Here is a 26,854-nt window from a genome sequence, read left to right on the forward strand (position 1 = left end):
CTAGTTGTTGCCGGACAGGTCGAACAGGCTGGTCGCGTCCATTTCCAGCACGCTTTCGTCGTGCTGGTTCACGACCGTCCACGCCCAGTTGATGATGCCCAGGTCCGGGCGCGAGGACGAGTGGCGCGCGCCTTGCACGCGCGCGTGCAGGTGCAGGGTGTCGCCAGGGCGGACTGGCGTGCGCCAGCGGACTTCGCCCAGGCCGGGCGAACCGAATGATTCGGAATCGTGCAGGGCGGCGTCGACCGCCATGCGCATGGCCAGCGCGCAGGTGTGCCAGCCGCTGGCGATGAGGCCGCCCCACCGGCCTTCTGCGGCGCGCTGCGGATCGGTGTGAAACCACTGGGGATCGAATTGGCGGGCAAACGCCAGGATCTCCGCTTCCGTCACGGTGACCGGCCCGCCTTTGATCACCATGCCGTCCTTGAATTCCGCGAACTTCATGTTGTTTTTCCCCGTGCAAACGAAACCGGCGCGCCCAGGCGCGCCGATCGTCACGCAACTGTTGTTGTGGTCAGTAAGTCTCGAAGTGCAGCCGGCCTTCACGGCGCAGCGCTTCATGCAGGATAGACCAATCCTCGCCCGACTGCACCACCACTTCGCGCAACGCGTCCAGCACGCCGACCTCCATGCCCTTCAGGCCGCAGACGTAGATGCAGGTGTTTCGGTCCGCCAGCAAACCACGGACCTGCGCGGCGCGCTCGCGGATCAGATCCTGCACGTAGCGCTTGGGCTGGCCGGGTTCGCGCGAGAGCGCCAGGTTGATGTCGATGAAATCACGCGGCAGCTTCATCAACGGCCCGAAGTACGGCAGCTCGCGTTCGGTGCGCGCGCCGAAGAAAAGCATGAGCTTGCCGATGTCTGCCGTGCCGATCAGGCGGCGGCTGCGCTCCGTCATGGCGCGCATCGGCGCAGAACCTGTGCCCGTGCAGATCATGATGAGGTTGGCCTTCGGATGATTCGGCATCAGGAAGGTGTGGCCGAACGGGCCAATCACCTGCACCGTGTCGTTCTTCGCCAGGTCGCACAGATAGTTTGAGCAGACGCCGTGCGCGGCCTCTCCACCGTGATCCTGCGTGACGCGCTTTACCGTCAGCGACAGGTTGTTGTAGCCCGCTCGTTCGCCATCGCGCGGGCTGGCCAGCGAATACTGGCGCGCGTGATGCGGCCGGCCCATCGCGTCCACGCCCGGCGGCAGGATGCCGATCGACTGCCCTTCCAGCACCGGAAACGGCTGCTCGCCAAAGTCCAGCACGATGTGGTGGATGTCGCTTTCCGTGTCGGCGCCGGTGACGCGGTAATTGCCCACCACCGTCGCGGTGATGGGAGTCTTGTGCGTGTAGAGATTCACATAGGGGTGCGCGGCAGACCACGGGGGGACGGCCGCGCCGGGCGTCACAAGCGTCGCCGGCGGCGCTGCCGGTTCAGCCTGCAGATCCGCGGCGGTCTGCTGCGCGGCATCGTCCGCACCAGCAGCATCCAGCGGCAACGACTTTTCCTGCGGCAGCTCTTCCCAGCCTAACTGGTCCTGCACGGAATAGGCCTCGGCGCGCACCACCAGCCGCCAGTTGTCGATGGAACCCGTCGGGCACGGCGGCACGCAGGCCATGCAGCCGTTGCAGATCTCCGGATCCACCACGTAGTTGTTCGAATCGTGCGTGATCGCATCGACCGGACAGGTCTCTTCGCAGGTATTGCAGCGGATGCAGATCTCGGGATCGATCAGATGCTGCTTCAGGACTTCCACCGGTAATGGGGCGTTCATCGCCGTCCTCCCAAACGCGCGGGCACGGGGCCCGCGCGGCCATCAGTTGAAACGCACGTACTCGAAATTCACCGGCTGGCGGTTGACGCCCATGACGGGCGGCGCGATCCAGTTGGCGAATTTGCCCGGTTCCGTGACCCGGCCCATCAGCGACGCGACGAACGCGCGATCTTCCGGCGTGGGCAGCCACTTGTGCTGGTTGGCCTGCCATTGCGATTCGGACACGATCTCGCCTTCGGGCGACATGCGGATGCCGGCCAGCGTGCCGATCTGGCGGTTGAACGCCTTGTGCGGCACCTGCAGGCGAAAGGCCAGGCCGCTCTTTTCGATGACCTTGTTCCAGCGGCCGATGCCGGCCACCGAGTCGCGGATGAAGTCATCGCGCAGCACTTCGTTCAGCGCGTTCAGCATCGGCACCTCGATCTCCGTCAGCTTGCCGTTGCTGACGTTCAGCACGCGGTACGTGTCGTTCTTGAGCTGATGGTCGTCGTTGCGCTTGGTCTCTTCGTAGCGGCCCTTCAGGCCCGATCCGTAGAAGATGGCGGCGTTGGACGACTGGTCCGCGCCGAAGAGGTCAATGGTGACGCTGTAGTGGAAGTTCAGGTAGCGCTGGATGGTGGGCAGGTCAATCACGCCGGCCGCACGCACGGCTTGCGGATCGTCGGTCTTCAGTTCCTTCATCACTTCGCAGGTGCGCTGGATGACGCGCGAGATGCCGGACTCGCCGACGAACATGTGGTGCGCTTCCTCGGTCAGCATGAACTTGGTCGTGCGGGCCAGCGGATCGAAGCTGGATTCGGCCAGCGCGCACAACTGGAACTTGCCGTCGCGGTCGGTGAAGTACGTGAACATGTAGAACGCCAGCCAGTCGGGCGTCTTCTCGTTGAAGGCGCCCAGGATGCGCGGGTTGTCGGAATCGCCCGAGCTGCGCTGCAGCAGCGCATCGGCTTCCTCGCGTCCGTCGCGTCCAAAGTAACGGTGCAGCAGGTAAACCATCGCCCATAGATGCCGCCCTTCTTCGACGTTGATCTGGAACAGGTTGCGCAGGTCGTACTGCGACGGCGCGGTCAGGCCCAGATGGCGCTGCTGCTCGATCGACGCCGGTTCCGTGTCGCCCTGCGTGACGATGATGCGGCGCAGGTTGGCGCGGTGTTCGCCCGGCACGTCCTGCCACACGTCGCGGCCGATGTTCTCGCCGAAGTGGATCTTGCGCTGGCCGTCCTGCGGCGCCAGGAAGATGCCCCAGCGGTAATCCGGCATGCGCACATGGTTGAAGTGCGCCCAGCCGTCGGGCTCGACGCTGACCGCCGTGCGCAGATAGACGTCGAAACCATGCGAGCCATCAGGCCCCATGTCCTGCCACCATTGCAGGTAATTGGGCTGCCAGTGCTCCAGCGCACGCTGCAACGTACGGTCGCCGGACAGGTTGACGTTGTTGGGAATCTTGTCGGTGTAGTTGATGCCGGACATGTCTCTCTCCTGATTCTTGGAATGGGGCGCCAGCCGCGCGGCGCTTGGGTCTCAGGACCACCGGGCCGGCGCGCATGACGCCTGGCCGCCCGTTGGCCGAACGCTTGCCGCCTAGACGCGGTTCCAGTCGAATGCCGCCTGCTCGCCCTTGCCGTACAGCTTGAGCGCACCCTTGTCGCCCGCCGCATTGGGGCGGTTGAAGATCCAGTTCTGCCAGGCGGTCAGCCGGCCGAAGATGCGGGTTTCCATGGTTTCCTGCCCGCCGAAGCGCAAGTTGGCTTCCAGGCCGGTCAACGCATCGGGCGACAGCGCGCGGCGCTCTTCCAGCGCCAGCCGCACTTCGTCGTCCCAGTCGATGCTGTCGGGCGCGTAGGTGATGAGGCCCAGTTCCAGCGCGGCGGATGCCGGCAGGCTGCGGCCGGCCTGCGCGCGCACCGCTTCCAGCGGCTGCGCCTCGCCGTAAAAGCGCCGTTGCAGGCGGCTCTGGCCGTTCACCATGGGGTACGCGCCAAAATTGCGCTCGCCCACCACGATCTGCGGCGGCGGGGCGTCGATGGCTTCGTCGTCCTCAACGTCCAGCATGTAGCTGCGGTCCGCAGCCAGCGCCAGTTCCAGCAGCGTGCCCGCAAAGCACGAGCCCGGTTCGATCAGCGCGAACAGGCTGCGCGACGTCACGTCCAGCCGCGCCAGCGTGCGGCGCAGCATGCCGGCGGTCTCGCGCACGAACCAGTGGCCGGCGTGCCGTTCCAGCGCCGCGTCGGCCGCAAGCACCGCCTCGGCGTCGCCCTCCGTCTTCAGGATCCAGGTGCCGATGTCCAGCTCGTTGGTGCGCATCGACAGGATGGCGTCATCCAGTTCGCGCGCCATCTGCAGCGGCCACCAGGCGGCGCCCGCGGCAACGATGTCTTGCAGTTCCGTTTCGACGCGGCCTTGCGGCGCGCGAACCGTCCACGTCGCCTGACGCTTTTCGCGATCGAGCTGCACGTCGACGTAGCGATAGGACAGGCTGGTCTCGGTCTCGGTGCGTTGCAGCGGCGTCAGCGACACGCCTTGCTCGCCCGCCGGGCGGTGGCTGTCCTGCGCCAGCGCCAGGGCGCGGGCACGGACTTCTTCCTCGAAGCGGGCTGGCTTGACCACGTCGTCCACCAGCCGCCAGTCCTTGGCGCGTTGCCCGCGCACGCCCTCGACCAGCGTGCAGAAGATGTCGGCATGATCGTGCCGCACGCGGCGCTTGTCGGTGACGCGGGTCAGGCCGCCCGTGCCGGGCAGCACGCCCAGCAGCGGCACTTCGGGCAGGGCCACGGAAGACGATCGGTCGTCGATCAGCAGGATTTCGTCGCAGGCCAGCGCCAGTTCGTACCCGCCGCCCGCGCACGCGCCGTTCAGCGCGGCGATGAACTTCAAGCCGCCGTGGCGGCTGGAGTCTTCAATACCGTTACGGGTTTCGTTGGTGAACTTGCAGAAGTTCACCTTCCAGGCGTGGGTGGACAAGCCCAGCATGAAGATGTTGGCGCCGGAACAGAAGATCCGGTCCTTCATGCTGGTGACGACCACGCTGCGCACTTCGGGGTGTTCGAAACGAATGCGCTGCAGGGCGTCATGCAGTTCGATGTCGACGCCCAGGTCGTACGAATTGAGCTTGAGCTTGTAGCCGGGGCGCAGGCCGCCGTCTTCGGCGACATCCATGGCCAATGTCGCGACCGCACCGTCGAAGGCCAGGCGCCAATGCCGGTACTGGGCGGGATCGGTTCGAAAGTCGACCCGGCTGATGGGGCTGCTCATAGTGTGTCTCCTCATACGCCCTGTGCTCGGACAGGAAAAATACTGCACCACATGAATTATTATGCAGATTAGTGCAGGCGATTTGGAGCGTCAAGCGGAATATGCAGAAAAGTGCAGGTCCCGAAGGACTGGAGGCGGAAAGCAAAAGGCCGCCCCCCAAGGGGCGGCCTTATCGCACATCAACCGGGCGAGCGGCGCAGCGCTACAGCGGCAGCCCGCAAGCCTTGCGCACCTGCGTGCGCAGACCCGCGAAGCTTTCGGGCACTTCCAGATTGCTGGTCACCCACGTCAGGTCCGCCTTGGCATAAAACGCTTCGCGCCCGGCCAGGATGCGCTTCAAGTCAGCCATCGCTTCGTTGTTGCCCGACATCGGGCGGAAGTCGCCCTGCGCCATGACGCGGCTCATGTGCTCTTCGGGCGTGGCGCGCAGCCAGACCGTATAGCAGTGGGTCAGCAGCAGGTTCAAGGTTGCGGGTTCGGACACCAGACCGCCAGGCGTCGCCAGCACCATTTCCGGGTAGATCTGCACGGCCTCTTCCAGCGCGCGCCGTTCGTAGCGGCGATAGGCATTGGGACCGTAAAGGTTGTGGATCTCCAGGATGCCGCAGCCGGCCACCCGCTCGATCTCGCGGTTCAGTTCCACGAAGGGGTAGCCAAGATCGTCGGCCAGCATCTGGCCCAGCGTCGACTTGCCCGCACCGCGCAGGCCGATGAGCGCCACGCGCTGCGTACGGTTTGGGCGCTGCGCCCCCGCGCCCACACCAAACAACTGCGTCAGCGCCTCGCGCGCACGCTGCAGATCGGATTCGGTGCGCCCGCTGAGCAATTCCCGGATCAGCAACCAGTCGGGCGATTCCGTGGTCACGTCGCCGACCAGTTCGGCCAGCGCGCAATTGAAGGCGCGCGCAATCTGCAGCAGCACCAGGATCGACGCGTTGCCGACGCCGTGCTCCAGATTGGCCAGGTGGCGTTCGGACACGCCGGTCGCCTGGGACAGCCCCTTGCGCGTCATCCCGCGAATGGCGCGCAGGCGGCGCACGCGCTCGCCCAGGGCGATCAGAAAGGGCTCGCGCCGGGGTTCGATGGGCGCCGTGTCTAGCGCTTGATTCATGGTTCGACTGACTCCGCAAAAACCCTGATTACCGCTCTTTTATGCACTATAGTGCTTGACCCACATCAACGGAAGCACTATTTTTCCATCCAACGAGTCCACAGCCGATCCGGTGCAAAAAAACAGCAGTCCAACAGGACTGCCGAGCGCCGACAGTGTAAAGGAGCCGCCTGGTGAGTACGCCTGACCAATTCCATGCCCTGATGCGCGACGTGACGCGTCTGACGGCCGGCCAACCGCTGGATGCAGCGCTGCAGGCCCGGCTCAATGACGCGGCCGGTCCGGACAGCGCGCTGTTCCAGGACATCTTTGCCACCTGTAGGCAGGGCGTGGCCGACGGCTGGATGTGCAACCGCGAAGGCGGCGGCATCAAGTACGGCCGGGTCATCAAGCCCGCCGATGACCTGGGCGGCTGCTCGGTGGACGTCGTCGACATGAACGATCTTGCCGGCCCGCACCACGCGCATCCCAATGGCGAGATCGACATGATCATGCCGCTGACCGAAGACGCCCGCTTTGATGGCCACGGCGCCGGCTGGCTGGTCTACGGCCCGGGGTCGGCGCACCGCCCCACCGTGACGCAGGGCCGCGCCCTGGTGCTGTATCTGCTGCCCGGCGGGGCCATCGAATTCACGCGCCCCGGCTGACAGCCGGTCCGGACACCCGCCCTGCCGCCAACAACAACCACAGGCACGGCGTCCGCCCACCAGGACATCAGGAGACAACCGTGAACACCTGCCCCGCCGAACTGAATTTCGCCAGCCACCTTGCCGCGCTGAACGCGCCGCGCGCCAACAAGCTGGCCTACATCGACGACACCCGCCAGCTCACGTACGGAGAACTGGCCGAGCGCGTGGCCCGCATGGCCGGAGCACTGCGCAATCTGGGCCTGCGCCGCGAGGAACGCATCCTGCTGCTGATGCAGGACACGGCCGACTGGCCGGTGGTGTTTCTGGGCGCGCTGCACGCCGGCGTGGTGCCGGTGGCCGTGAACACGCTGCTCACCGCTGACGACTACGCCTACATCATTGCGCACAGCCGCGTTCGGGCCGTGTTCGTGTCGGGCGCATTGCTGCCGGTTCTGCAATCGGCGCTGGCCCAGGCCCCGGCGGATATCGAACACCTGGTCGTTTCGCAGCCGGGCGCAAACCTGCCGGACGGCGCCCACGAATTCGAATCCCTGCTGGCGGCCGCCCCGCTTGCGCCCGCCGCGCGGACGCTGTCCGACGAGATTGCGTTCTGGCTGTACTCGTCCGGGTCCACGGGCAAGCCCAAGGGCGTGGTGCACACGCACGGCAATCTCTGGCACACGGCCGAACTCTATGCCAAACCCGTGCTCGGCATCCGCGAAGACGACGTGGTGTTCTCGGCTGCGAAGCTGTTCTTTGCGTACGGCCTGGGCAATGGCCTGACGTTTCCGCTGTCGGTGGGCGCCACCGTCGTGCTGATGGCCGAGCGCCCCACGCCGCAGGCCGTGTTCCAGCGTCTGGTCCGGCATCGTCCCACGGTTTTTTATGGCGTGCCGACGCTGTACGCCAGCATGCTGGCCTCGCCCGACCTGCCCGCCCGCGAGCAGGTGGCCATGCGCGTCTGCACATCCGCGGGCGAAGCCCTGCCGCGCGACATCGGCGAGCGCTTCACGCGCCATTTCGGCTGTGAAATCCTGGACGGCATCGGTTCGACCGAGATGCTGCACATCTTCATTTCGAACCGCGCGGGCCAGTTGCGCTACGGCACCACGGGCAAGCCCGTGCCCGGCTACGAGGTGCAATTGCGCGACGACAATGGCGCGCCGGTCGCGCCGGGCGCCATCGGCGATCTCTACATCAAGGGCCCGAGCGCCGCGCTGATGTACTGGAACAACCGCGACAAGACGCGCCAGTGCTTTCTGGGCGACTGGCTGAAAAGCGGCGACAAGTACGTGTGCGATCCCGACGGCTACTACACCTATGCCGGCCGCAGCGACGACATGATCAAGGTCAGCGGCCAGTACGTGTCGCCGGTGGAGGTCGAGAACATCCTGATCCAGCACGAGGCGGTGCTGGAAGCCGCAGTGATCGGCGTGCCGGATCACGACGGCCTGGTCAAGACGAAGGCCTATGTGGTGCTGCGCGCCGGCTTCGAACCCGACGCGCAGACGGGCGCCGCCTTGCAGCACTATGTGAAGCAACATCTGGCGCCGTTCAAGTACCCGCGCCAGATCGATTTCCTGGAAGAACTGCCCAAGACCGCCACCGGCAAGATCCAGCGGTTCCGCCTGCGCGCGCTGGAAGAGGCCGCGCTATGACCACCGCCACCGGGGCTGCCCCGGTCTTTGCCACCCTCCACGCGCGCGGCCGCGACATGCGGCTGGAATGCGCGTGGATCGCGCCGGAACGCGTTCATACGCCACTCATCGTGTTCCTGCACGAGGGGCTGGGATCGGTGTCGATGTGGAAAGACTTTCCGCAACGCGTCTGCGAGGCGGCCGGCTGCCGCGGCCTGGTGTATTCGCGCTACGGCTATGGCCAGTCCACCGCGCGCCCGCTGCGCGAAGCCTGGCCTGTGGACTTCATGCATCGCGAGGCGCACGAGGTGCTGCCCGCCCTGCTTGAAGTTTTGGGCGTGAACGCGCACCACGACAAGCCCGTGTTGTTCGGCCATAGCGACGGCGGCTCGATCGCATTGCTGTATGCCGCGCGGTATCCGGATAAGGTCGCCGGCGTGGTCGCGGCCGCGCCCCACATCTTCGTCGAGGACATCTCGGTGGCCAGCATCGCGCAGGCCCGGCGGGCCTATCTGGAATCGGACCTGCGTGCGCGGCTGGGGCGTCATCACCAGGATGTCGACTCGGCATTCTGGGGCTGGAACGACATCTGGCTGAAGCCCGAATTCCGCGCGTGGAACATCGAAGACGAATTGAACCGTATCACCTGTCCCGTGCTGGCCATCCAGGGCATGAACGACGAATACGGCACGCTGGAGCAGGTGCGCGGCATCCGCCGGCGCGCGCCGCAGACCGAATTGCTGGAGATACCGGCGTGCGGGCACTCGCCGCACCGGGATCAACCCGCCACCGTTGTCCAGGCCGTCGCACGCTTTGTGGGCGCGCTGGAAAAACCCGGTTGACCCAGGCCGCGCGATCGGCCCGGCGTTAGCCCATAACAAGCACGGAGACAAACCATGAACCACGTCCTGACCCGGGCTGCGCTGGCCGCCGCCCTGACGATCGCCGCAAGCGGCGCGCATGCCGACGATAAGCTCAAGGTCGGCTTCATGCTGCCCTACAGCGGCACCTTCGCCGCGCTGGGCAACGCCATCGAGAACGGCTTCAAGCTCTACGTCGCCGAGCAGGGCGGCAAGCTGGGCGGGCGCGAGATCGAATACTTCAAGGTGGACGACGAATCCAATCCGGCCAAGGCTGCGGAGAACGCCAACCGCCTCATCAAGCGCGACCAGGTGGACGTACTGATCGGCACGGTGCATTCGGGCGTGGCGATGGCGCTGGCCAAGGCGGCCAAGGACGCCGACACCACACTCATCGTGACCAACGCCGGGGCGAATGCGATCACCGGCCCGCTGTGCGGCCCCGGCATCTTCCGCACCTCGTTCACCAACTGGCAACCGGCCTATGCGATGGGACCGGTGGCCTATGCCAAGGGCCACAAGACGGCCGTGACCATCACGTGGAAATACGCGGCGGGCGACGAGGCCATCGGCGGCTTCAAGGAAGGCTTCGAGAAGGCCGGCGGCAAGGTCGTGCGCGAACTGAGCCTGCCGTTTCCCAACGTGGAATTCCAGTCCCTCCTGACGGAGATTGCCGCGCTGAAGCCGGACATGGTCTTCACCTTCTTTGCGGGCGGCGGCGCGGTGAAGTTCGTGCAGGACTATCACGCCGCCGGCCTGGACAAGACGATTCCGCTGTACGGCTCGGGCTTCCTGACGGACGGCACGCTGCAGGCGCAGGGCGCGTCCGCGCAGGGGCTGCTGACCACCCTGCACTACGCCGACGGGCTGAACACGCCGCGCGACAACGCGTTCCGCGCCGACTATTCCAAGGCGTACAAGATGCAGCCGGACGTCTATGCGGTGCAGGGCTATGACGCCGCGCAGCTCATGCAGTCGGGTCTCACGGCCGTGAAGGGCGATTTCTCGAAGAAGGAAGCCTTCCGCAGCGCCATGCGCACGGCAACCGTGGACAGCCCGCGCGGCTCGTTCACGCTGTCCAAGGCGGGCAACCCGGTGCAGGACATCTACCTGCGCCGCGTCGATGGCCTGGAGAACAAGGTCGTCGAAGTCGCGGTTCAGAAGCTGGCCGACCCCGCGCGCGGCTGCAAGCTGTAACGCCACGCACCGCGTCCGCCACAGGGAGGCCCCATGGACATCAGCATCCTGCTCATTCAGAGCCTGAACGCATTCCAGTACGGCTTGCTGCTGTTCCTGGTGGCCAGCGGACTCACGCTGATCTTCGGGATCATGGGCATCATCAACCTGGCCCACGGCAGTTTCTACATGATCGGCGCGTACATGGCGTTTGCGCTGGGTCCGGTGGTCGACCGCTGGCTGGGTGGCGGGTTTCTCGCGACGCTGGCCGTCTGCGTGCTGGCCGCTGGCGTGCTGGGCTACGTGCTGGAGGCCGCGTTCTTCAGCTACCTGTACAAGCGCAACCACTTGCAGCAGGTGCTGATGACCTACGGCCTGATCCTGGTGTTCGAGGAGCTGCGCAGCATTCTTGTGGGCAACGACGTGCACGGCGTGCCGTTGCCGTCGTGGCTGCAGGGCAGCATTGCGCTGGGTGACGTGATGACCTATCCCGTCTACCGGCTGTTCATCTCGGGGGTGGGCATTGCGGTGGCGCTGCTGCTGTACTGGGTCATCTCGCGTACGCGGCTGGGCATGATGCTGCGCGCCGGCGCCAGCAACCGCGAGATGATCAGCTCGCTGGGCATCGACATCAACAAGCTCTACCGCGTGGTGTTCGCGGCCGGCGTGGCGTTGGCGGCGCTGGCCGGCAGCATCGCGGCGCCCGTCTCGTCGGTGTATCCCGGCATGGGCAACGGCGTGCTCATCATCTGCTTCGTGGTGGTGGTGATCGGCGGCATCGGGTCGATCCGCGGCGCCTTCCTGGCCGCGATGCTGGTTGGCTTTGCCGAGACCTTCGGCCAGGTGCTGTTCCCTTCCGCGGCGGGCGTGCTGGTCTATCTGCTGATGGCCTTCATTCTGCTATGCAAGCCCGAAGGGCTGTTCAAACAGGGCTAGGTCCTGTCGACGTCAAAAGGACCCTCTCGCATGCGCACGCCTCTGCTCAACCGACTTCTACCCTTCGCCGCGCTGCTGGCGCTGGCCGCCTTTTCGTTCAGCGGCAGTGATTACTACACCGGCCTTGCGGTGAAGATCATGATCTACGCGATCTTCGCGCTGAGCCTGCAACTGCTGGTCGGCGGCGCCGGGCTGGTCAGCCTGGGCCACGCCGCGTTCTTCGGCATCGGCGCGTACGTGGCGGCGCTGCTGTCGCCGGAGTCGGAAGCGGCCGGGCTGTGGTGGCTGCTGCCAGCCGCCCTGCTCGCAGCCGCCGCCTATGCGCTGGTCACCGGCGCGCTCGCGCTGCGCACGCGCGGCGTGTACTTCATCATGGTCACGCTGGCCTTCTCGCAGATGGCCTACTACGTCTTTCACGACACCAAGATCGGCGGCGGCAGCGACGGCATCTATCTGTACTTCCGGCCCGAACTCTCGGTGGGCGGCTGGATGCCGTTCGATTTAAGCAATGGCAGCACGTTCTACTTCTTCGTCCTGGCGTGCCTGGCGCTGGCGTGGGGGTTTCTGGCGCTGTTGCGGCGCTCGCCCTTCGGCGCGGCGCTGGCCGGCATTCGCATCAACGAACAGCGCATGCGCGCGGCGGGCTATTCGACCTATCCGTACAAGCTGGCCGCGTACGTCATCGGCGCCACGCTCGCAGCGCTGGCGGGCTTTCTGTTTGCGTTGAAGGACGGCTTCGTCACGCCCGAACTGCTGGCGTGGGAACAGTCCGGCTTGGTGCTGCTGATGGTCATCCTGGGCGGCATGGGCAGTCTGGGCGGCGCGGTGCTGGGCACGGTGACGATGGTGCTGCTGCAGGAACTGTTCCAGTCGCAGGAGTTGTTTGGCGACTACGCGCGCCACTGGCATCTGCCGCTGGGCATCGCGATCATTGCGCTGGTGGCGTTGCTGCCGAACGGGTTGGCAGGATTGCCGGCGCAATGGCGCGAGCGCCGGCAGGCGCGCTTGGCGGATGCTGGAAAGGGCGCAGGCAAGGGCACCCGAATCGACTCCCGAAGCGACACCCGAAGCGACCCCAGCCGAGACGCCATCACGCCGTCACGCGCGCCCTCCAAAACGCCCGCACCCCGCCTGCCGATTCAGGGAGAACGCCATGTCTGATGTCCTGCTTGCCGCCACCGCGGTCACGCGCCGCTTCGGCGGTCTCACGGCGGTCAACGGCGTGTCGCTGCAATTGCAGCGCGGTCAGGTGCACGCCGTCATCGGCACCAACGGGGCGGGCAAGTCCACGCTCATCAACATCCTGTCGGGCGAACTGGCGGCCAGCAGCGGGCAGGTCACGCTGGCGGGCCGCGACATCACCGCCTGGCCGCAGCCCGAGCGTGCACGCGCCGGGCTGGGCCGCAGCTACCAGCGATCCACGATCTTTCCCGAACTGAGCGTGTTCGAGAACTGCAGGCTTGCGGCGCAGGCCAGCCGGCAGCGCTTCTGGCACTGGTGGCGCGACGCCGCGAGCTGCCGCCGCAGCGCCGACCTGGCCGGCGAGGCGCTGGACCGCACGGGCCTGACGGGCGACGCGATGCAACCCGCCGGTCTGCTGGCCCACGGCCGCAAGCGCCAGCTGGAGATCGCGATGTGCCTGGCGGGCGAACCGCAGGTGCTGCTGCTGGACGAACCGCTGGCGGGCATGGGCCCCGAGGAAACCGACCGCATCCTCGACCTGCTGCAAACGCTGAAGGCCGGCCACGCGATCCTGCTGGTCGAACACGACATGGACGCGGTGTTCCGCATCGCCGAAACCATCACCGTCATGGTCAACGGCAGTGCGATCGCGAGCGGCGCGCCGGCTCAGATCCGCGCCAATCCCGAGGTGCGCACCGCCTACCTGGGCGAAGACGGACAAGGAGCGCATTGATGCACACGCTGATCGAAGCCGGCGGCCTGCACGTGTACTACGGCGCCAGCCATGTGCTGCGGGGCGTGGACATGCACATCGCACCGGGCGAATCCGTGGGTCTGGTGGGTCGCAATGGCATGGGCAAGACCACGCTCATCCGCAGCCTGATGGGCCACGTGAAAAGCGCGCAGGGCAACGTGCGGGTGCGGGGCAGCGACTGCACGCATGCGCAGCCGCACGCGATTGCGCGTATGGGTGTGGCCTACGTGCCCGAGGGGCGCGGCATCTTTCCCAACCTGAACGTGCGCGAGAACCTGCAGGTCGCCGCAAGGCCGGGCAAGCGCGCCGGCCAGGACTGGACGTATGCGCGCGTGCTGGACACGTTTCCGCGCCTGCGCGAGCGCCTGGGCCACGGCGGTCAGCAGTTGTCGGGCGGCGAGCAGCAGATGCTGGCCATCGGCCGGGCGTTGATGACCAATCCCGACCTCTTGATCCTGGACGAGGCCACCGAAGGCCTTGCGCCGCTGATCGTGGCAGAGATCTGGCGCATCATCCGCGACATCCGCGCGACCGGCATGTCCACGCTGATCGTGGACCGCAACTACCGCGCGGTGCTGGAACACACCGATCGGTGTCTGGTCATGGAGAAGGGATTGATCGTGCAGGATGGCGATAGCGCGTCGCTGGCCCGGCAGCCGGAGCAGTTGACGCGCTATCTGGGGGTGTAGCAGCGGGGCGCGTGCGAAGACTGTTCGCCAAGCGCCCGCGCCAATGCGGCAATCGTCAGATCACCGCTTCGATCAGGAAGGGGCCGCGGCGCTTCAAGCCTTCGGCAAGCGCGCGCGCAAAGCCTTCGACCGTATCCACGCTGACGGCTTCGACGCCCATGCCGCGCGCCAGATGCGTCCATTCCAGATGCGGATCCTGCAGGTCCAGCATGCGGCGCGCGTTGCGGCCCGGTTCCTGCACGCCCACGTTCTTCATCTCGCCGTGCAGCGTGGCGTAGGAACGGTTGGCCAGGATGATGGTCAGGCAATCCAGATTCTCGCGCGCCTGCGTCCACAAGGCCTGCAAGGTGTACATGCCGCTGCCGTCCGCCTGCAGGGTCACAACCTTGCGATCGGGGCACGCCACTGCCGCGCCCGTCGCCATCGGCAGGCCGATGCCGATGGCGCCGCCGGTCAGCATCAGCCAGTCGTGCGGCGCGCTGTTGACGCTGTAGAGCGGAAATTCGCGGCCCTGCGTGATGGACTCGTCGCAGACGATGGCCTGTTCGGGCAGGTGGTGCGCGACCAGGATGTTGACCGCGGCGCCGGTCAGCTTGCCGGACGCAGGCACTTCGTAGCTGGGCGCGGGCGCCACCAGCCGCGGCGCGTCGGCGGCGATGCCCAGTTCGTCGGCCAGCCATTCCAGCGCGTGCGGCAGGTCCTGGTCGGCGGTGGCCAGCACGAGCTGGTTGCTGTCCTGCGGGGCCAGCAGGCTGGGCTTGCCGGGGTAGGCAAAAAAACCGACCGGCGACTTTGCACCCGCCAGCACCAGATGCTTCACATCCTTCAGCTTGGCCACGGCCAGGTCGATCGGATACGGCAGACGGTCCACCGGGGTGCGCGCACCGCCACGCTCGATACGGCGGTTCGACGTCTCCGACACCAGGCGCACGCCCGTGGCCCGCGCGATGCGGCCGGCGGCATTCAGGGCGCGCTCGCGCAGCGCGGCGCCGCCCAGCATCAGCACGGTGACTTCCCCCGAACGGATGGCGGCAGCGGCGGCGCGCACGGCCTCAGCCGTGGTCTGCGCCAGCGGCTCGTCCTTGGCCACGATGGGCGCGGGCGCGTTGTCGGGCAGTTCGGTCCAGGCCGTGTCGGCCGGCAGGATCAGGGTAGCGATGTTGCCCGGCGAACGGCGCGCCACGGCCACGGCCTCGGCGGCATCCGCGGACAGGGCCGACGCCGTCATCGTGCGCTTGACCCAGTGCGACATCGGCCGCGCCACGCCTTCCACGTCGCTGGTCAGCGGCGCGTCGTACTGGACGTGATAGGTGGCGTGGTCGCCCACGATGTTGACCATCGGGGTGCGGGCGCGCTTGGCGTTGTGCAGGTTCGACAGACCGTTGCCCAGGCCCGGGCCCAGGTGCAGCAGCGTGGCTGCCGGCTTATCGGCCATGCGCGCATAGCCGTCGGCCGCGCCCGTCACCACGCCTTCGAACAGGCCCAGCACGCAGCGCATCTTGGGCTTGCGATCCAGGGCCGCCACAAAGTGCATCTCGGATGTGCCCGGATTTGCAAAGCAAACGTCCACATCATTGGCAAGCAAGGTGTCGCAGAGGCTGTCGGCGCCGTTCATCGTTGTTTCCCTGGTAGTTATCAATGGCAGGCGGGTGGCAAGGCCACCCGCGCAACGGACATCATAGGGAGCCTGGCGGATTCGCGATAGTGCCATTTCCGCTTGCGCGCATGGAACCATTCCCGGCAGGGTTCCGCCTGGCGGAACAAACCCGGGCGGCGTCCGGGGAGCGGACGGCCGCGCCAGGTTCGGGTGCCGTCAGAACGTGGCGCGCAGCGCGAGGCGGAAGGTGCGCGGCTGGCCGAAGTAGTTCCAGTAGTTGGTGTTGCCCACGGACTGGTAATAATTCCGGTCGAACAGGTTGTCCACGTTGAACTGCACCGCCAGGTTCTTGTTGACGTCGTAGACCGCATGCAGGCCGACCAGCGTGTACGCGCCCTGCGAGATCTTGTACTCGTCTTCGTCCGGGCCGCTGGCGTTGAAGATGCCGCTCTGCGCGTACACCGAGCCGCCCACGCGCAGCTTGTTCCACTGGTCCGGCAGACGGTAGTCGGTGGACACCTTCAGCAGGTGGCGGGGGTAGGTGCTGGCAAACACCTGGCCGGACTGCGGCCCCTGCGCGTACTTCGATTGCGTGTAGGTGTAGCCCAGGCTGACGTTCCAGGCTGGCGTGATGGCGCCGTTGACCTCGAAGTCCACCCCGCGGTTGCGCACCTTCTCGGCAGCGCGGTAGCAGGAGAAGATGCCCGGCGGGCACAGGTCGCTGTCCTGGATCAGGTCGGCCCGGCCCTTCTGGTCCGTCTGGAACAGCGCCAGCGCGGCGTTCACCCGGCGGTCCATGAACTCGCCCTTCAACCCGATTTCGTAGTTCTGCCCCGTCATCGGCGGCAGCACGCCGCCATCGACGCCGATGTTTTCCTGCGGCTTGAAGATTTCGGTATAGCTGGCGTAGGCCGACAGGTTTTCGTTCAGGTCCTGCACCACGCCCGCATACGGCGTGACCTTGCCGCGCTGCTCGTACCGGCTTTCGGTGCGCACGGTGGTCTGCGCAAAGCGGTCGAATTCGAACCAGCTCATGCGCGCGCCCAGGATGAAAGTCGTGCTGTCGGTCAGGCTGAAGCGGCCCGCGGTGTAGATGCCCTGCTGCTTCTGCGTGATGTTGTACTGCCACATATGCGCGTCCAGCCCGGTCGGCGCGGGCGGATTGAAGGCGCCCAGGTCATTCATGTCGACCAGATAGCGATAGCCGGCGTCGCGCCCGCCGTGATAGCTGAAATCGTCCTTGCGGGTGGTGGCGCCCACCACCAGCTCATGCTGGCGGCCCAGCAGCTGGAACGGGCCGGACGCGTACGCGTCCACGCCCCACTGCGTGTCGTCGTACTGGAACAGGCGCGGATTCAGCGTGAAGATATCGCCCGTCGTGCGCTGCGTGTAGTTGCCCAGGAAGTCCGACTTGGCGGACAGCCAGTTGCCGGCTACGGTCAGCTTCCAGCCATTGCCGAATTCGTGCTTGATGTCGGCGAACAGATTGGTGTTGCGCTTGTTCAGGTAATTCCAGTCGCCGACCAGGGCGGTCTTGCGCGACATCGGGTAGAACGAGCCATCCTCCCGTGTCGGCAGTCCGGACCAGTCGTAGCCCTGATTGCGGTCCTTCTGGTAGGTCAGGCCCGCCGTCACCGTGGTGGCGGGCGTGATGTCGGCCTCCAGGATGCCGTAGAAGAGCGAGTTCTCCTTGCCCGCCCGTTGCTGGAAGTCGCCCGCGTTGGTGTAGGCCACCACCGCACGGCCGCGCAGCGTCTTGGCCTCGTTCAAGGGCGAGGACACGTCCAGCATGGTGCGATAGTCGTCCCACGACCCCGCCGACAGCGTCATGACGCCCGTGGTCTCGTAGCCGGGCCGCTTGCGCACCAGATTGATGGCGGCAGCCGGATTGCCCGCCCCTTCCAACAGGCCCGTGGCGCCGCGCACGACCTCCACACGGTCATAGATCTCGGTGGTGGGTTTGTTGATGGCGTCAAACGAATACGCGTTGCTGATGTTGGCCGGCACGCCGTCGATCTGCAGGTTGTCGATTAACTGGCCGCGCGCCTGGTACACCGAGCGTTCGGAGCCGTTCTGCACCACCGAAATGCCGGTGGTTGCCTGCAGCACGTCGTCCAGGTTCTGCATGGACTGATCGTCCATGCGCTGGCGCGTCACCACCGTGACGGACTGCGGCGTTTCGCGCGGCGACAGGTTCAGGCGCGTGGCGCTGTTGGTGACCTGCACCACGTACGTGCCGCTGGTGTCCACCGGCGGCAGCATGCCGGATACGGTTACCGGCGCCAGCGTCGTGGTCTGCGCGGCCGGCGCGCGCCGCAAGGTCAGCGTGCCGTCGGCGGCCCGGGTGGATTCCAGGCCGCTGCCGGCCAGTGCGACGCGCAGCGCCGCATCCATCGTATAGACGCCCTGCACGGCCGGGGCATTCAGGCCGCGCACGAGCTGCGGATCGTAGGACACCACGGTCCGGGTCAACCGCGCGATTTCGGTCAGCGTGGCGTCCAGGCTGCCGGCGGGCAGGTCGAACGCGATGGGCGCCCGCGGCTGGGCGTGGGCCGGCTGGCCCAGGCTGGATGCCGCCAGGACCACGGCAAGGCTAAGGACGTGGGGAACAGGCAAAACGCGCATGAGGGTCTCCGATACGTTGCGCACAGTGATATGTGGGTATGTGCCGCGAGATCGGAAAAGTGACAGTCCTCGTGCAAAAAAAATGAAAAAGGCCGTTCAGGCGGCGCGGACGTCGATCACGGTCAGCCAGCGCGTGTAGCGGCTGATGGTGATCGGCAACGTATGCTCCAACGCGCTCAGCGCGCGGTCGGTGTCGTCCAGCGGATAGAGGCCGGACACGGCCAGGCGGGCGGCCTGCGGGCTGACGCGCAGCACGCCCGTGCGGTAGCTGGCCAGCGCCGCGGCAATTTCGCCCAGCGGCTGGTCGCGCGCCTTCAGCCACCCCTCGCGCCACGCGGCGGCGTCGTCCATCGGTTGCGGACGGTCCGCCCAGCCCTCGCCGAAGCGCGCGCCCTGCCCCATCGCCAGCGTCAGGGGCGCAGACTCGCGCGGCAGGACCTCGATGCTGTTCTGCAAGGCCACGGCCAGGCTGGCCTCTTGTTCCAGCCGCACCATGCAGCCCGCGCCCGCGCTGCGGACCTGCCCGTGCGCCGTATGCACCGCGAACATCGACGAAAGACCGGTGCGCGGTTGCACCACCAGCGCCCCCTCCAGCAGCCGCACGTTGCACGCGTCCGCCGTGAAATCCAGATCCACGCGGCTGCGCGCGTCCAGGGTCAGCAGGCTGCCGTCCGGCAGCGTGAAGGTCCGGCGTTCACCCGTGGCCGTACCCAGATCGGCCATCAGATTGCCCAACGGCGTGATGCGGTTGGCCACCGAGCCGCCGGCCGCTGCGGCGCCGGCCAAGGCGGCCGCGTTGAGCAGCACGCGGCGACGCGCCGGGCGCACCAGCGTGCGCCGCAACGCGTGATGCTCGTTCTTCATGACCGTTTCCAGCCGCCCCACCGACTGGCTCAGGCCCTGCTGCAGCCGCGCCCAGGCATGTTCATGGACCGGGTCGGCCGCGCGCCAGGCGGCACAGGCGGCGTGATCGGCGTCGGTCGCCTCGCCCGAGGTCAGCTTGACCCAGAAGCCGATCGCGCGGTCCCCGGCCTCGGCCGCGCTTTGCTCGCGGCTCATGGCGCGTCCGCCAGCGCGTAGCAGCGCTGCAGCGCCTGCGCGATGTACTGGCGCACCATGCTGACCGACACGCCCAGCGCGGCGGCGATTTCCTTGTGCGTCAGGCCGTCGAGCTGGCTGTACAGGAATGCCGCGCGCGCCTTCGCCGACAGGCCATCGAGCATCTGGTCCACCTGCTGCAGCGTCTGCAGGATGGCAAGCTGTTCCTGCGGCGACGGCGCAAACTGCTCGCCCTGATGGAACAGGCTTTCCAGCCACGCGGCTTCCAGCTCGCGGCGGCGCCACAGTTTCCAGACCAGACGTTTCGCGATGGTGATGATGAGGGCGCGCGGCTCGCGCACGGAGGCGAGCCGCGGCGTCTGGATGAGCTGCACGAACGTGTCGCCCGCGACGTCTTCGGCGTCTTCGAGGTTGCGCAGCCGGGTGTAAAGGCGGCCCAGCAGCCATGGCCTGTCTTCGGTGTAGATCCGGGCCAGCAGAGGATGGTCCGAGGTAAGCGTGGAAGGCGGAAGCATGGCGCGGCGGGCGGTTATCTGCAAATGGGAATCGCTCGCATTCTATCGCAGACGTGCCAGGGCGTCCCGTTTCCGAGGCGCCCTCTGTTCACGTTCGGGCCGCGCCCGGAAACGGCAAGGCCTCCCGAAGGAGGCCTTGCGCGATCACATCGGACGGGTTTGTCCTTCCGCTATGGGTGATTACCCATCAACGGATCGGCCACGGATACATCGCGCCGCCCTGGTTCCACAGCGCGTTGGTGCCGCGTTGCAGGCCCAGCTTGCTGTCCTTGCCCACATTGCGCTCGAACACCTCGCTGTAGTTGCCTACCGCCTTGATGGCGTTGTAGGCCCACTTCTCATCCAGGCCCATATTCTTGCCGGCGCCCGGCGTCACGCCCAGGATGCGCAGCACGTTGGGGTTCTTGCTCTTGAGCATTTCGTCGACGTTCTTCTGCGTGATGCCGTATTCCTCGGCTTCCAGCAGCGCAAACAGCGTCCAGCGCACGATGCCCAGCCAGTTCTCGTCGCCCTGGCGCACCATGGGACCCAGCGGCTCCTTGGAGAAACGCTCCGGCAGGATCTCGTAGTCGTTCGGGTTGGCGACCTGCGTGGCGCGCACGGCGGCCAGCTGCGAGGCGTCGTCGGTAAAGGCGTCGCAGCGGCCGGATTCAAAGGCGCGCACGACTTCGGTCACCTTGTCGATCACGACCGGCTTGAACTCGATGTTGTTGGCGCGGAACCAGTCGGCCAGGTTCAGTTCGGTGGTGGTGCCCGGCTGCACGCAGACCGTGGCGCCGTTCAGTTCCTTGGCGCTCTTGACGCCCAGCTTCTTGCTCACCAGGATGCCCTGGCCGTCATAGAAACTGGCGGCTACCGCGGACAGGCCCAGCGACGTGTCGCGCGTCTGGGTCAGCGTCACGGTGCGCAGCAGCACGTCGACCTCGCCCGATTGCAGCGCGGTGAAGCGTTGCTGAGTGGACAGCGCGGTGCCCTTGAATTTCGAGGCATCGCCGAACACCGCCGCCGCCACCGCGCGGCAGATGTCCACGTCCATGCCTTCCCATTCGCCCTTGCTGTTCGTCGCGGAGAATCCGGAGACTCCGTCCGTCAGGCCGCATTGCACGAATCCCTTCTTTTTCACCGCGTCCAGCGTGGGACCGGCCATCGCCGCCTGGGACGCGCAGGCCAGGGCAATCGCGCCGGCCGCAACCATCAATTTCCGCTTCATGTTCTGCTTCTCCTGAGATAGATGACCGCCCTGGGCTTGTAGCCGGGGACAGTTGAAACCAGGTCCTGCCTTACCGGACCGGCCGCCAGATTAAGGCATGTCCACAGCGTGAACAACGCGCCGATCCCTAGTGAAAACCCGTAAAAATGGCGCACCAGTGAACGCGAACCCCTTGTCCGGTGATCGAACTTTTTTGGCGGAGACATGCGCCGTCGTGCCGATTTCCCCGTGCCATACTTTTTTTGCGTCTTTGTCCGATAGCCGGCAAAGCCGCAGACCCTTAAAAGCCGTCGCGTCACATAAAAACCCGGACGCGCAGCGGCAAATCGGCCGATTCATGGAGGAGACAAGTCCATGGCACATGCATGCAAGTCGCAGCCTCATCACCCGGCGGCCACTGCCCGCCGCCGCGTTATTAGAAACGTGCTGTTCGCCGCGCTGGCGGCGGCCGGCGTGGCCACCGGCCCCGCCCACGCGGCCGATAACTGGCCCAGCAAGCCGATCAAGATCATCGTGCCGTACACGCCGGGCGGATCCACCGACATCGTGACGCGCATCGTGATGGAAAAGCTGGGACCGCGGCTGAACCAGACCATCGTTGTCGAGAATCGCCCCGGCGCAAACAGCAGCCTGGGGTCGGCGCTAGCCGCCAAGGCGGAACCCGACGGCTATACGTTCCTGTCGATGCTGCCGGCCTACATCATCAACTTCCATCTCTACAAGCTGGGTTACACGCCCGCGGACCTGACGCCCGTTGTGCAGATGGCGGACCTGCCGCTGTTCCTGTTCGTGGCAAACGAGCTTCCCGTCAAGACCGTGGCGGAGCTGGTCGCGTATGCCCGCAAGAATCCGGACAAGCTCACCTACGCGTCCAGCGGCAACGGCTCCAGCGCGCACCTGACCGGCGCCGACTTTGCGCTGCAGAACAAGATCACGATGACGCACGTGGCGTACAAGGGCAGCGCGCCGATCCTGACCGACATCCTGGGCAACCGCGTGAGCATGGTGTTCGATCCCGTGCTGGTGCCGATGCAATACGTGAAGCAGAACCGCCTGAAGGCGCTGGCGTTCACGGGCAAGGAACGCTGGCCCACGGAACCGGACATTCCCACCATGGAAGAAGCCGGCATGCCGGGCTTTGTCACCGGCTCGTGGGCCGGCCTGATGGCGCCGGCCAACACGCCCAAGCCGATCATCGAACGCATGGCCCGCGAGATCAGCGAGATCGTCAAGGAGCCGGACGTGCGCCAGAAGTTCGTGGATGCGGGCTTTCTGCCGGTGGGCGGCACGCCGGCGGAGTTTGCCGATTTGATGAAGAAGGACTCGGCACGGTACGCCGAGATCATCAAGCAGGCCAACATCACCGTGAACTGAGCGGGGCCGGGCGCCGCGGCGTCCGCCTCATCGGAGCCCTCCCATGATCGACAAATTCATCGACACGCCGGAAGCCGCCGTTGCGGATGTGCATGACGGCGCCATCGTGCTCATCAGCGGGTTCGGCGGCGCCGGCATGCCCACCGAACTGATCCACGCCCTCATCGACCAGGGCGCGCGCGAACTCACCGTGGTCAGCAACAACGCCGGCAATCGCGAGACGGGCCTGGCCGCGCTGGTCAAGGCCGGACGCGTGCGCAAGGTGATCTGCTCGTTTCCGAAGGCCTCACACTCCTGGGTCTTCGACGAGCTCTACCGGCAAGGCCGCATCGAGCTCGAATGCGTGCCGCAAGGCACGATCGCCGAACGCTTGCGCGCGGCCGGCGCGGGACTGGGCGGCTTCTTCACGCCCACCGCCTACGGCACCGAGCTTGCGCGCGGCAAGGAGACCCGCATCATCAACGGCCGCGGCCACGTGTTCGAGGAGCCGCTGCATGGCGACTTTGCGCTGGTCAAGGCCGACCGCGGCGACCGCTGGGGCAACCTGACCTACAACATGAGCGCGCGCAACTTCGGCCCCATCATGTGCATGGCCGCCAAGACGACCATCGTGCAGGTGCGCGCCAAGGCTGAATTGGGCGAACTGCCGCCCGAGGCCGTGGTGACGCCGGGCATCTTCGTCAAGCGCGTGACCGAAGTGCCCAACGCCGCCTTTTCCAGTTGACGCCATTCCGCTTGAAGGAGTCCGCATGTTTCATCCCCTGACCCGCGAAGCCATGGCGCGCCGCCTGGCCCTGGACATTCCCGACGGCAGCTACGTGAACCTGGGCATCGGCATGCCGGTGCTGGTGGCCGCCCATCTACCCGAGGGCCGAGAGATCGTGCTGCACAGCGAGAACGGCATCCTCGGCATGGGCCCGCCCCCGGCCGAGGCCGACATCAACCTGGACCTCATCAACGCCGGCAAGCAACCGGTGACCCTGCTGACCGGCGGCTCGTATTTCCATCACGCGGACTCGTTCGCAATGATGCGCGGCGGCCATCTGGACATTTGCGTGATGGGGGGCATGCAGGTTGCGGCCAACGGCGATCTGGCGAACTGGTCGCTGAACAAGCCCGGCGAAGCGCCGGCCGTCGGCGGCGCGATGGATCTGGCCGTGGGCGCGCGCAGCGTGTTCATCATGATGGAGCACAACAGCAAGAACGGTGATCCCAAGATCGTCGAACGCTGCACCTATCCGCTGACCGGCGCGGGCGTGGTGGACCGCATCTACACCGACCTCGCGGTCATCGACGTCACGCCGGACGGCCTGGTGGTCCGGGATATGATCGACGGCATGACGCTGACCGAACTGCAGACGCGCACCGGCGCGCCCCTGCGCGCAGCCTGATGCTGCCCAACCTGCCCGCTCCCGGCTATGCCGCGCCGCCCACGGCCGAAGACCATCCGGACCAGTTGCGCGGCGATCCGGACTATATGCTGACGCTGGCGCGCGGCCTGCACGTCATCCGCGCCTTCGGCACGCGCCGCCATCCGCAGACCGCGGCCGAACTGAGCCGGCGCGCCGGCCTGCCGCGCGCCGTCGTGCAACGCTGCCTGCACACGCTGATCCTCTTGGGCATGGCCGAGCAGCACGGCAGGCTTTACGTGCTGACGCCACGCATCCTGGGGCTGGGCTACGCGTACTTTTCATCTACGCCGTTCGTTTCGCTGGCGCAGCCGGTGCTGGAAGAATTGAGCGCGACCGTGAACGAGACCTGCGCGCTCGCCATCATGGAAGGCCACGAAATGCTTTACCTCGCGCGGTCCGAGGTGAACCGCCTGCTGGCCACGTCGATGGGGTTGGGAAGCCGCCTGCCCGCGTATTGCACGTCCATCGGGCGCGTGCTGCTGGCGGAACTGCCGGAGCCTGCGCTGGCGCGGTATTTCGCGGCGACCGACCTGCAGCCCTATACCGAGTTCACGCTGACCACCGAGGCAAAGCTGCGCGCGGAACTGGCGCGCATCCGCGAGCAGGGCTATGCGGTCGTCGACCAGGAACTGGAATTGAACGTGCGCGCGATCTCGGTGGCCGTGCGATCGGCCAGCGGCAAGGCCTGCGGGGCGGTGAACGTCAGCGTGAAGGCGGCGCGCGTGCCGCTCAGCCGCCTGCAAGACGACTTCCTGCCGCCCTTGCGGCAGGCCGTGGAACGGATCGGGGAATTCCTGGCCGCGTGAGCGGCCAGCAGGTTACAGGCCGGTGGTGTCCAGCGTGAAGGCCGCGGCGGCGCGGCCGATGCGGTCGTTGACCGCGTGCCAGTCATCGGTGGCGGGCGGCGCCTGCACGATGATGCGCGCATAGCCCTGACCATCCAGATCGCGCAGCAGGCCGTACAGCGCCTGCGCATAGCGCGCCGGGTCCGCGGATACCGGTTGCCACTGCACGCGGGGATCGGCTGCGGCGGGTTGCGGGCCGTAGGCCACCAGCACCACGCGGCCTTCGGGCAGATTGCGTCCGGCCAGCACATCGTTCATGCGGGCCTCATTGGCCAGTTCCAGCGGCGTGCGCGGCGCGTAATGCGCCTTCAACGTGCCGGACGCGCGCGGCGCCGCGGCGTCCGGCGCAAAGACCTGCACACCCAGCACGGCCTCGATCTGCGCGGCGCTGATGTGGCCGGGCCGCAGCAGCACGGGCCCCGCGCCGCGATCCAGGCGCGACAGGTCGAGAATGGTGGATTCGATGCCAACGTCCGACGCGCCGCCTTCCAGCACGGGCATGCCGGCCGCGACTTCGTCGGGGAACTCGTTGCGGACGTGCTCGGCGCGGGTGGGCGACACCTGGCCGAACTTGTTGGCCGATGGCGCCGCCACCCCGCCCTGCCCGTTCGGCTTACCGGCCGAAAACGCCGCCAGCAGCGCCTGCGCCACCGGATGCGACGGACAACGGATGCCGATGCTGTCCTGCCCGCCGCTCACCGTGTCGACGATGTGCGGCGCGCGCTTCAGGATCAAGGTCAGCGGACCCGGCCAGAACGCGTCGATCAGCAGTTGCGCCTCGGGCGGCACGTGCGCCGCCCAATACGCCACGTCGCCGTGCGGCGCGATATGCACGATGACGGGATGGTTCGACGGCCGGCCCTTGGCCGCGTAGATCTTGGCGACGGCCTGCGGGTTTTCAGCGTCCGCGCCCAGGCCGTAGACGGTCTCGGTCGGAAAGGCGGCCAGTTGGCCGTCCAGCATGCGCTGGGCGGCGTGGGCGATTTCCGCGGCGCTGGCGGAGACGGACGGAGATGAGGACATCGGTTTGCCGCTTACTCGGGCGCCTGCATGCCCAGCGCGGCGGCCACGCGGGCGGCGTCGTCGCGGGCCTGCTGCAAGGTGGCCGCCACGATCGTGATGTGGCCCATCTTGCGGCCACGGCGCGCCTCGCGCTTGCCGTACAGGTGCAGCTTGGCCGAGGGCACGGCCAACGCGGCCGCCCAATCGGGCTCGCGTTGGGCGTCACCCGTGGCGTCGGCGTACCAGATGTCGCCCAGGATGTTCAGCATGACGGCGGGCGCCAGCAGGTCGGTGCCGCCCAGCGGCAGGCCGGCCATGGCGCGCGCCTGCTGCTCGAACTGGCTGGTGACGCAGGCGTCGATCGTGTAGTGGCCGCTGTTGTGCGGACGCGGCGCGATCTCGTTGACGATCAGACTGCCGTCCTGGAGCACGAAGAATTCCACGCACAGCACGCCGTGATAGCCCAGCCCCTGCGCGATGGCCTGCGCGGCTTCGGTGGCGCGGGCCTGGCGTTCGGCGTGGGCCGCGTCCTGCTGCACGGGCGCCGCGGTGGACACGGCGAGGATGCCGTCGACATGCACGTTGCGCGCCACGGGAAACACCACGCTGGCACCATCAAAGCCGCGCGCCAGCACGACCGAGATTTCGTAGTCCAGCGGCATCAGCGCTTCCAGCACGCAAGCGACACCGCCGAATTCGGCGAAGGCGGCGACGGCTTCTTCGCGGGTGTTGATGCGGGCCTGGCCCTTGCCGTCGTATCCCAGGCGCGCCACCTTGAGGATGCCGGGGAACAGCGCGTCCGATGCGGCGATCAGATCGGCTTCGCTGCGGATCGCGGCGTGCGGCGCGACCGGGATGCCTTGCGCGGCAATGAAGGTCTTTTCAGCGATGCGGTCCTGCACGATGGCCACGGCGTCACCAGCCGGGCTGACGCGGCACTGGGTCGCCAACGCGCGCAGGCTGTCGGCGGGCACGTTCTCGAATTCGGTGGTGACGGCCTGGCACGTCTGCGCCAGGCGGGCCAGACCGGCCTCGTCGTCATAGGCGGCCTGGATGTGCAGGTCGGCCACCATGCCGGCCGGACATTCGGCGGCCGGGTCCAGCACCGCGACCTTGTAGCCCAGGCTTTGCGCCGCGTGACAGAACATGCGGCCCAGTTGGCCGCCGCCCAGCATGCCCAGCCAGCCGCCGGGCGCGATCAGGAAAGGAGTCGATTGAGTCATT

The 26,854-nt window shown here is 66.9% G+C and carries 24 protein-coding genes; 12 read left to right on the forward strand and 12 right to left on the reverse strand.

Annotated elements, in window-relative coordinates; translation table 11 throughout:
• The 5 genes from AB3147_RS21440 to AB3147_RS21460 form a co-directional block, all read right to left on the reverse strand.
• On the reverse strand, nucleotides 1-444 hold the full coding sequence (locus AB3147_RS21440) for a MaoC family dehydratase (protein WP_175125896.1): 444 nt from the start codon (nucleotides 442-444) through the stop codon (nucleotides 1-3).
• Between the two features lie 70 nt (nucleotides 445-514).
• On the reverse strand, nucleotides 515-1,765 hold the full coding sequence (gene boxA, locus AB3147_RS21445; RefSeq protein ID WP_367352914.1) for a benzoyl-CoA 2,3-epoxidase subunit BoxA: 1,251 nt from the start codon (nucleotides 1,763-1,765) through the stop codon (nucleotides 515-517).
• 42 nt (nucleotides 1,766-1,807) lie between these two features.
• Complete coding sequence (gene boxB, locus AB3147_RS21450; protein WP_056570867.1) at nucleotides 1,808-3,235, reverse strand: benzoyl-CoA 2,3-epoxidase subunit BoxB; 1,428 nt, start codon at nucleotides 3,233-3,235, stop codon at nucleotides 1,808-1,810.
• Nucleotides 3,236-3,346: 111 nt separating this feature from the next.
• The gene (boxC, locus tag AB3147_RS21455; protein ID WP_367352915.1) at nucleotides 3,347-5,017 is read right to left on the reverse strand and encodes a 2,3-epoxybenzoyl-CoA dihydrolase; all 1,671 of its coding nucleotides are present in this window, start codon (nucleotides 5,015-5,017) and stop codon (nucleotides 3,347-3,349) included.
• Nucleotides 5,018-5,219: 202 nt separating this feature from the next.
• Nucleotides 5,220-6,128: a helix-turn-helix transcriptional regulator gene (locus AB3147_RS21460; protein ID WP_175125893.1), complete on the reverse strand. Its 909-nt coding sequence runs from the start codon at nucleotides 6,126-6,128 to the stop codon at nucleotides 5,220-5,222.
• Nucleotides 6,129-6,301: 173 nt separating this feature from the next.
• Between AB3147_RS21460 and AB3147_RS21465 the strand changes: the two genes are divergently transcribed.
• The 8 genes from AB3147_RS21465 to AB3147_RS21500 all read left to right on the forward strand — a co-directional run bounded on the left by AB3147_RS21465 (nucleotide 6,302) and on the right by AB3147_RS21500 (nucleotide 13,991).
• Nucleotides 6,302-6,775, forward strand: a complete 474-nt coding sequence (locus AB3147_RS21465; protein ID WP_218343159.1) for a DUF4863 family protein — start codon at nucleotides 6,302-6,304, stop codon at nucleotides 6,773-6,775.
• A gap of 80 nt (nucleotides 6,776-6,855) precedes the next feature.
• Nucleotides 6,856-8,415 (forward strand): benzoate-CoA ligase family protein, encoded by a 1,560-nt coding sequence (locus AB3147_RS21470; RefSeq protein WP_367352916.1) that lies wholly within the window; start codon nucleotides 6,856-6,858, stop codon nucleotides 8,413-8,415.
• A complete protein-coding gene (locus AB3147_RS21475) occupies nucleotides 8,412-9,236 on the forward strand; it encodes an alpha/beta fold hydrolase (protein WP_367352917.1) in 825 nt (274 codons plus the stop codon). The genes AB3147_RS21470 and AB3147_RS21475 overlap by 4 nt, the downstream gene beginning before the upstream one ends.
• Nucleotides 9,237-9,290: 54 nt before the next feature.
• On the forward strand, nucleotides 9,291-10,451 hold the full coding sequence (locus AB3147_RS21480; protein WP_175125890.1) for an ABC transporter substrate-binding protein: 1,161 nt from the start codon (nucleotides 9,291-9,293) through the stop codon (nucleotides 10,449-10,451).
• A 33-nt stretch (nucleotides 10,452-10,484) separates the two neighbouring features.
• Entirely contained in the window at nucleotides 10,485-11,366 is an 882-nt protein-coding gene (locus AB3147_RS21485) for a branched-chain amino acid ABC transporter permease (RefSeq protein ID WP_367352918.1), read from the forward strand.
• A gap of 30 nt (nucleotides 11,367-11,396) precedes the next feature.
• A complete protein-coding gene (locus AB3147_RS21490) occupies nucleotides 11,397-12,527 on the forward strand; it encodes a branched-chain amino acid ABC transporter permease (protein WP_175138222.1) in 1,131 nt (376 codons plus the stop codon).
• Nucleotides 12,520-13,281, forward strand: a complete 762-nt coding sequence (locus tag AB3147_RS21495) for an ABC transporter ATP-binding protein (protein ID WP_175186265.1) — start codon at nucleotides 12,520-12,522, stop codon at nucleotides 13,279-13,281. The genes AB3147_RS21490 and AB3147_RS21495 overlap by 8 nt, the downstream gene beginning before the upstream one ends.
• Entirely contained in the window at nucleotides 13,281-13,991 is a 711-nt protein-coding gene (locus AB3147_RS21500; protein ID WP_175125886.1) for an ABC transporter ATP-binding protein, read from the forward strand. Before AB3147_RS21495 ends, AB3147_RS21500 begins: the two co-directional genes overlap by 1 nt.
• Nucleotides 13,992-14,046: 55 nt before the next feature.
• On the opposite strand, the gene AB3147_RS21505 is transcribed toward AB3147_RS21500, so the two are convergent.
• The 5 genes from AB3147_RS21505 to AB3147_RS21525 form a co-directional block, all read right to left on the reverse strand.
• Nucleotides 14,047-15,606, reverse strand: a complete 1,560-nt coding sequence (locus AB3147_RS21505) for an acetolactate synthase large subunit (protein WP_367352919.1) — start codon at nucleotides 15,604-15,606, stop codon at nucleotides 14,047-14,049.
• 198 nt (nucleotides 15,607-15,804) lie between these two features.
• On the reverse strand, nucleotides 15,805-18,213 hold the full coding sequence (locus AB3147_RS21510; protein ID WP_105240175.1) for a TonB-dependent siderophore receptor: 2,409 nt from the start codon (nucleotides 18,211-18,213) through the stop codon (nucleotides 15,805-15,807).
• 96 nt (nucleotides 18,214-18,309) lie between these two features.
• The gene (locus AB3147_RS21515; protein ID WP_367352920.1) at nucleotides 18,310-19,272 is read right to left on the reverse strand and encodes a FecR domain-containing protein; all 963 of its coding nucleotides are present in this window, start codon (nucleotides 19,270-19,272) and stop codon (nucleotides 18,310-18,312) included.
• Entirely contained in the window at nucleotides 19,269-19,787 is a 519-nt protein-coding gene (locus AB3147_RS21520) for a sigma-70 family RNA polymerase sigma factor (protein ID WP_105240177.1), read from the reverse strand. The genes AB3147_RS21515 and AB3147_RS21520 overlap by 4 nt, the downstream gene beginning before the upstream one ends.
• A gap of 187 nt (nucleotides 19,788-19,974) precedes the next feature.
• On the reverse strand, nucleotides 19,975-20,997 hold the full coding sequence (locus tag AB3147_RS21525; protein ID WP_063953202.1) for an amino acid ABC transporter substrate-binding protein: 1,023 nt from the start codon (nucleotides 20,995-20,997) through the stop codon (nucleotides 19,975-19,977).
• Nucleotides 20,998-21,351: 354 nt separating this feature from the next.
• On the opposite strand from AB3147_RS21525, the gene AB3147_RS21530 reads away from it, so the two are divergent.
• The 4 genes from AB3147_RS21530 to AB3147_RS21545 are packed head-to-tail and all read left to right on the forward strand — an operon-like array spanning nucleotide 21,352 to nucleotide 24,589.
• The gene (locus AB3147_RS21530; RefSeq protein ID WP_367352921.1) at nucleotides 21,352-22,371 is read left to right on the forward strand and encodes a Bug family tripartite tricarboxylate transporter substrate binding protein; all 1,020 of its coding nucleotides are present in this window, start codon (nucleotides 21,352-21,354) and stop codon (nucleotides 22,369-22,371) included.
• Between the two features lie 43 nt (nucleotides 22,372-22,414).
• The gene (locus AB3147_RS21535) at nucleotides 22,415-23,095 is read left to right on the forward strand and encodes a 3-oxoacid CoA-transferase subunit A (RefSeq protein ID WP_175186261.1); all 681 of its coding nucleotides are present in this window, start codon (nucleotides 22,415-22,417) and stop codon (nucleotides 23,093-23,095) included.
• Nucleotides 23,096-23,120: 25 nt separating this feature from the next.
• Nucleotides 23,121-23,762, forward strand: a complete 642-nt coding sequence (locus tag AB3147_RS21540) for a 3-oxoacid CoA-transferase subunit B (RefSeq protein ID WP_175125880.1) — start codon at nucleotides 23,121-23,123, stop codon at nucleotides 23,760-23,762.
• Nucleotides 23,762-24,589: an IclR family transcriptional regulator domain-containing protein gene (locus AB3147_RS21545; protein ID WP_175125879.1), complete on the forward strand. Its 828-nt coding sequence runs from the start codon at nucleotides 23,762-23,764 to the stop codon at nucleotides 24,587-24,589. The genes AB3147_RS21540 and AB3147_RS21545 overlap by 1 nt, the downstream gene beginning before the upstream one ends.
• A gap of 12 nt (nucleotides 24,590-24,601) precedes the next feature.
• Here the strand turns inward: AB3147_RS21545 and AB3147_RS21550 are convergent, their stop codons facing one another.
• Nucleotides 24,602-25,651 (reverse strand): L-threonylcarbamoyladenylate synthase, encoded by a 1,050-nt coding sequence (locus tag AB3147_RS21550; protein WP_367352922.1) that lies wholly within the window; start codon nucleotides 25,649-25,651, stop codon nucleotides 24,602-24,604.
• 11 nt (nucleotides 25,652-25,662) lie between these two features.
• Nucleotides 25,663-26,853, reverse strand: coding sequence for a 5-(carboxyamino)imidazole ribonucleotide synthase (locus tag AB3147_RS21555; RefSeq protein WP_367352923.1), 1,191 nt, complete (start codon nucleotides 26,851-26,853; stop codon nucleotides 25,663-25,665).
• Nucleotide 26,854 lies beyond the last annotated feature (1 nt).

It is taken from the genome of Achromobacter animicus (genome assembly GCF_040775605.1).
In the GTDB taxonomy this organism is placed as follows: domain Bacteria; phylum Pseudomonadota; class Gammaproteobacteria; order Burkholderiales; family Burkholderiaceae_B; genus Achromobacter; species Achromobacter animicus.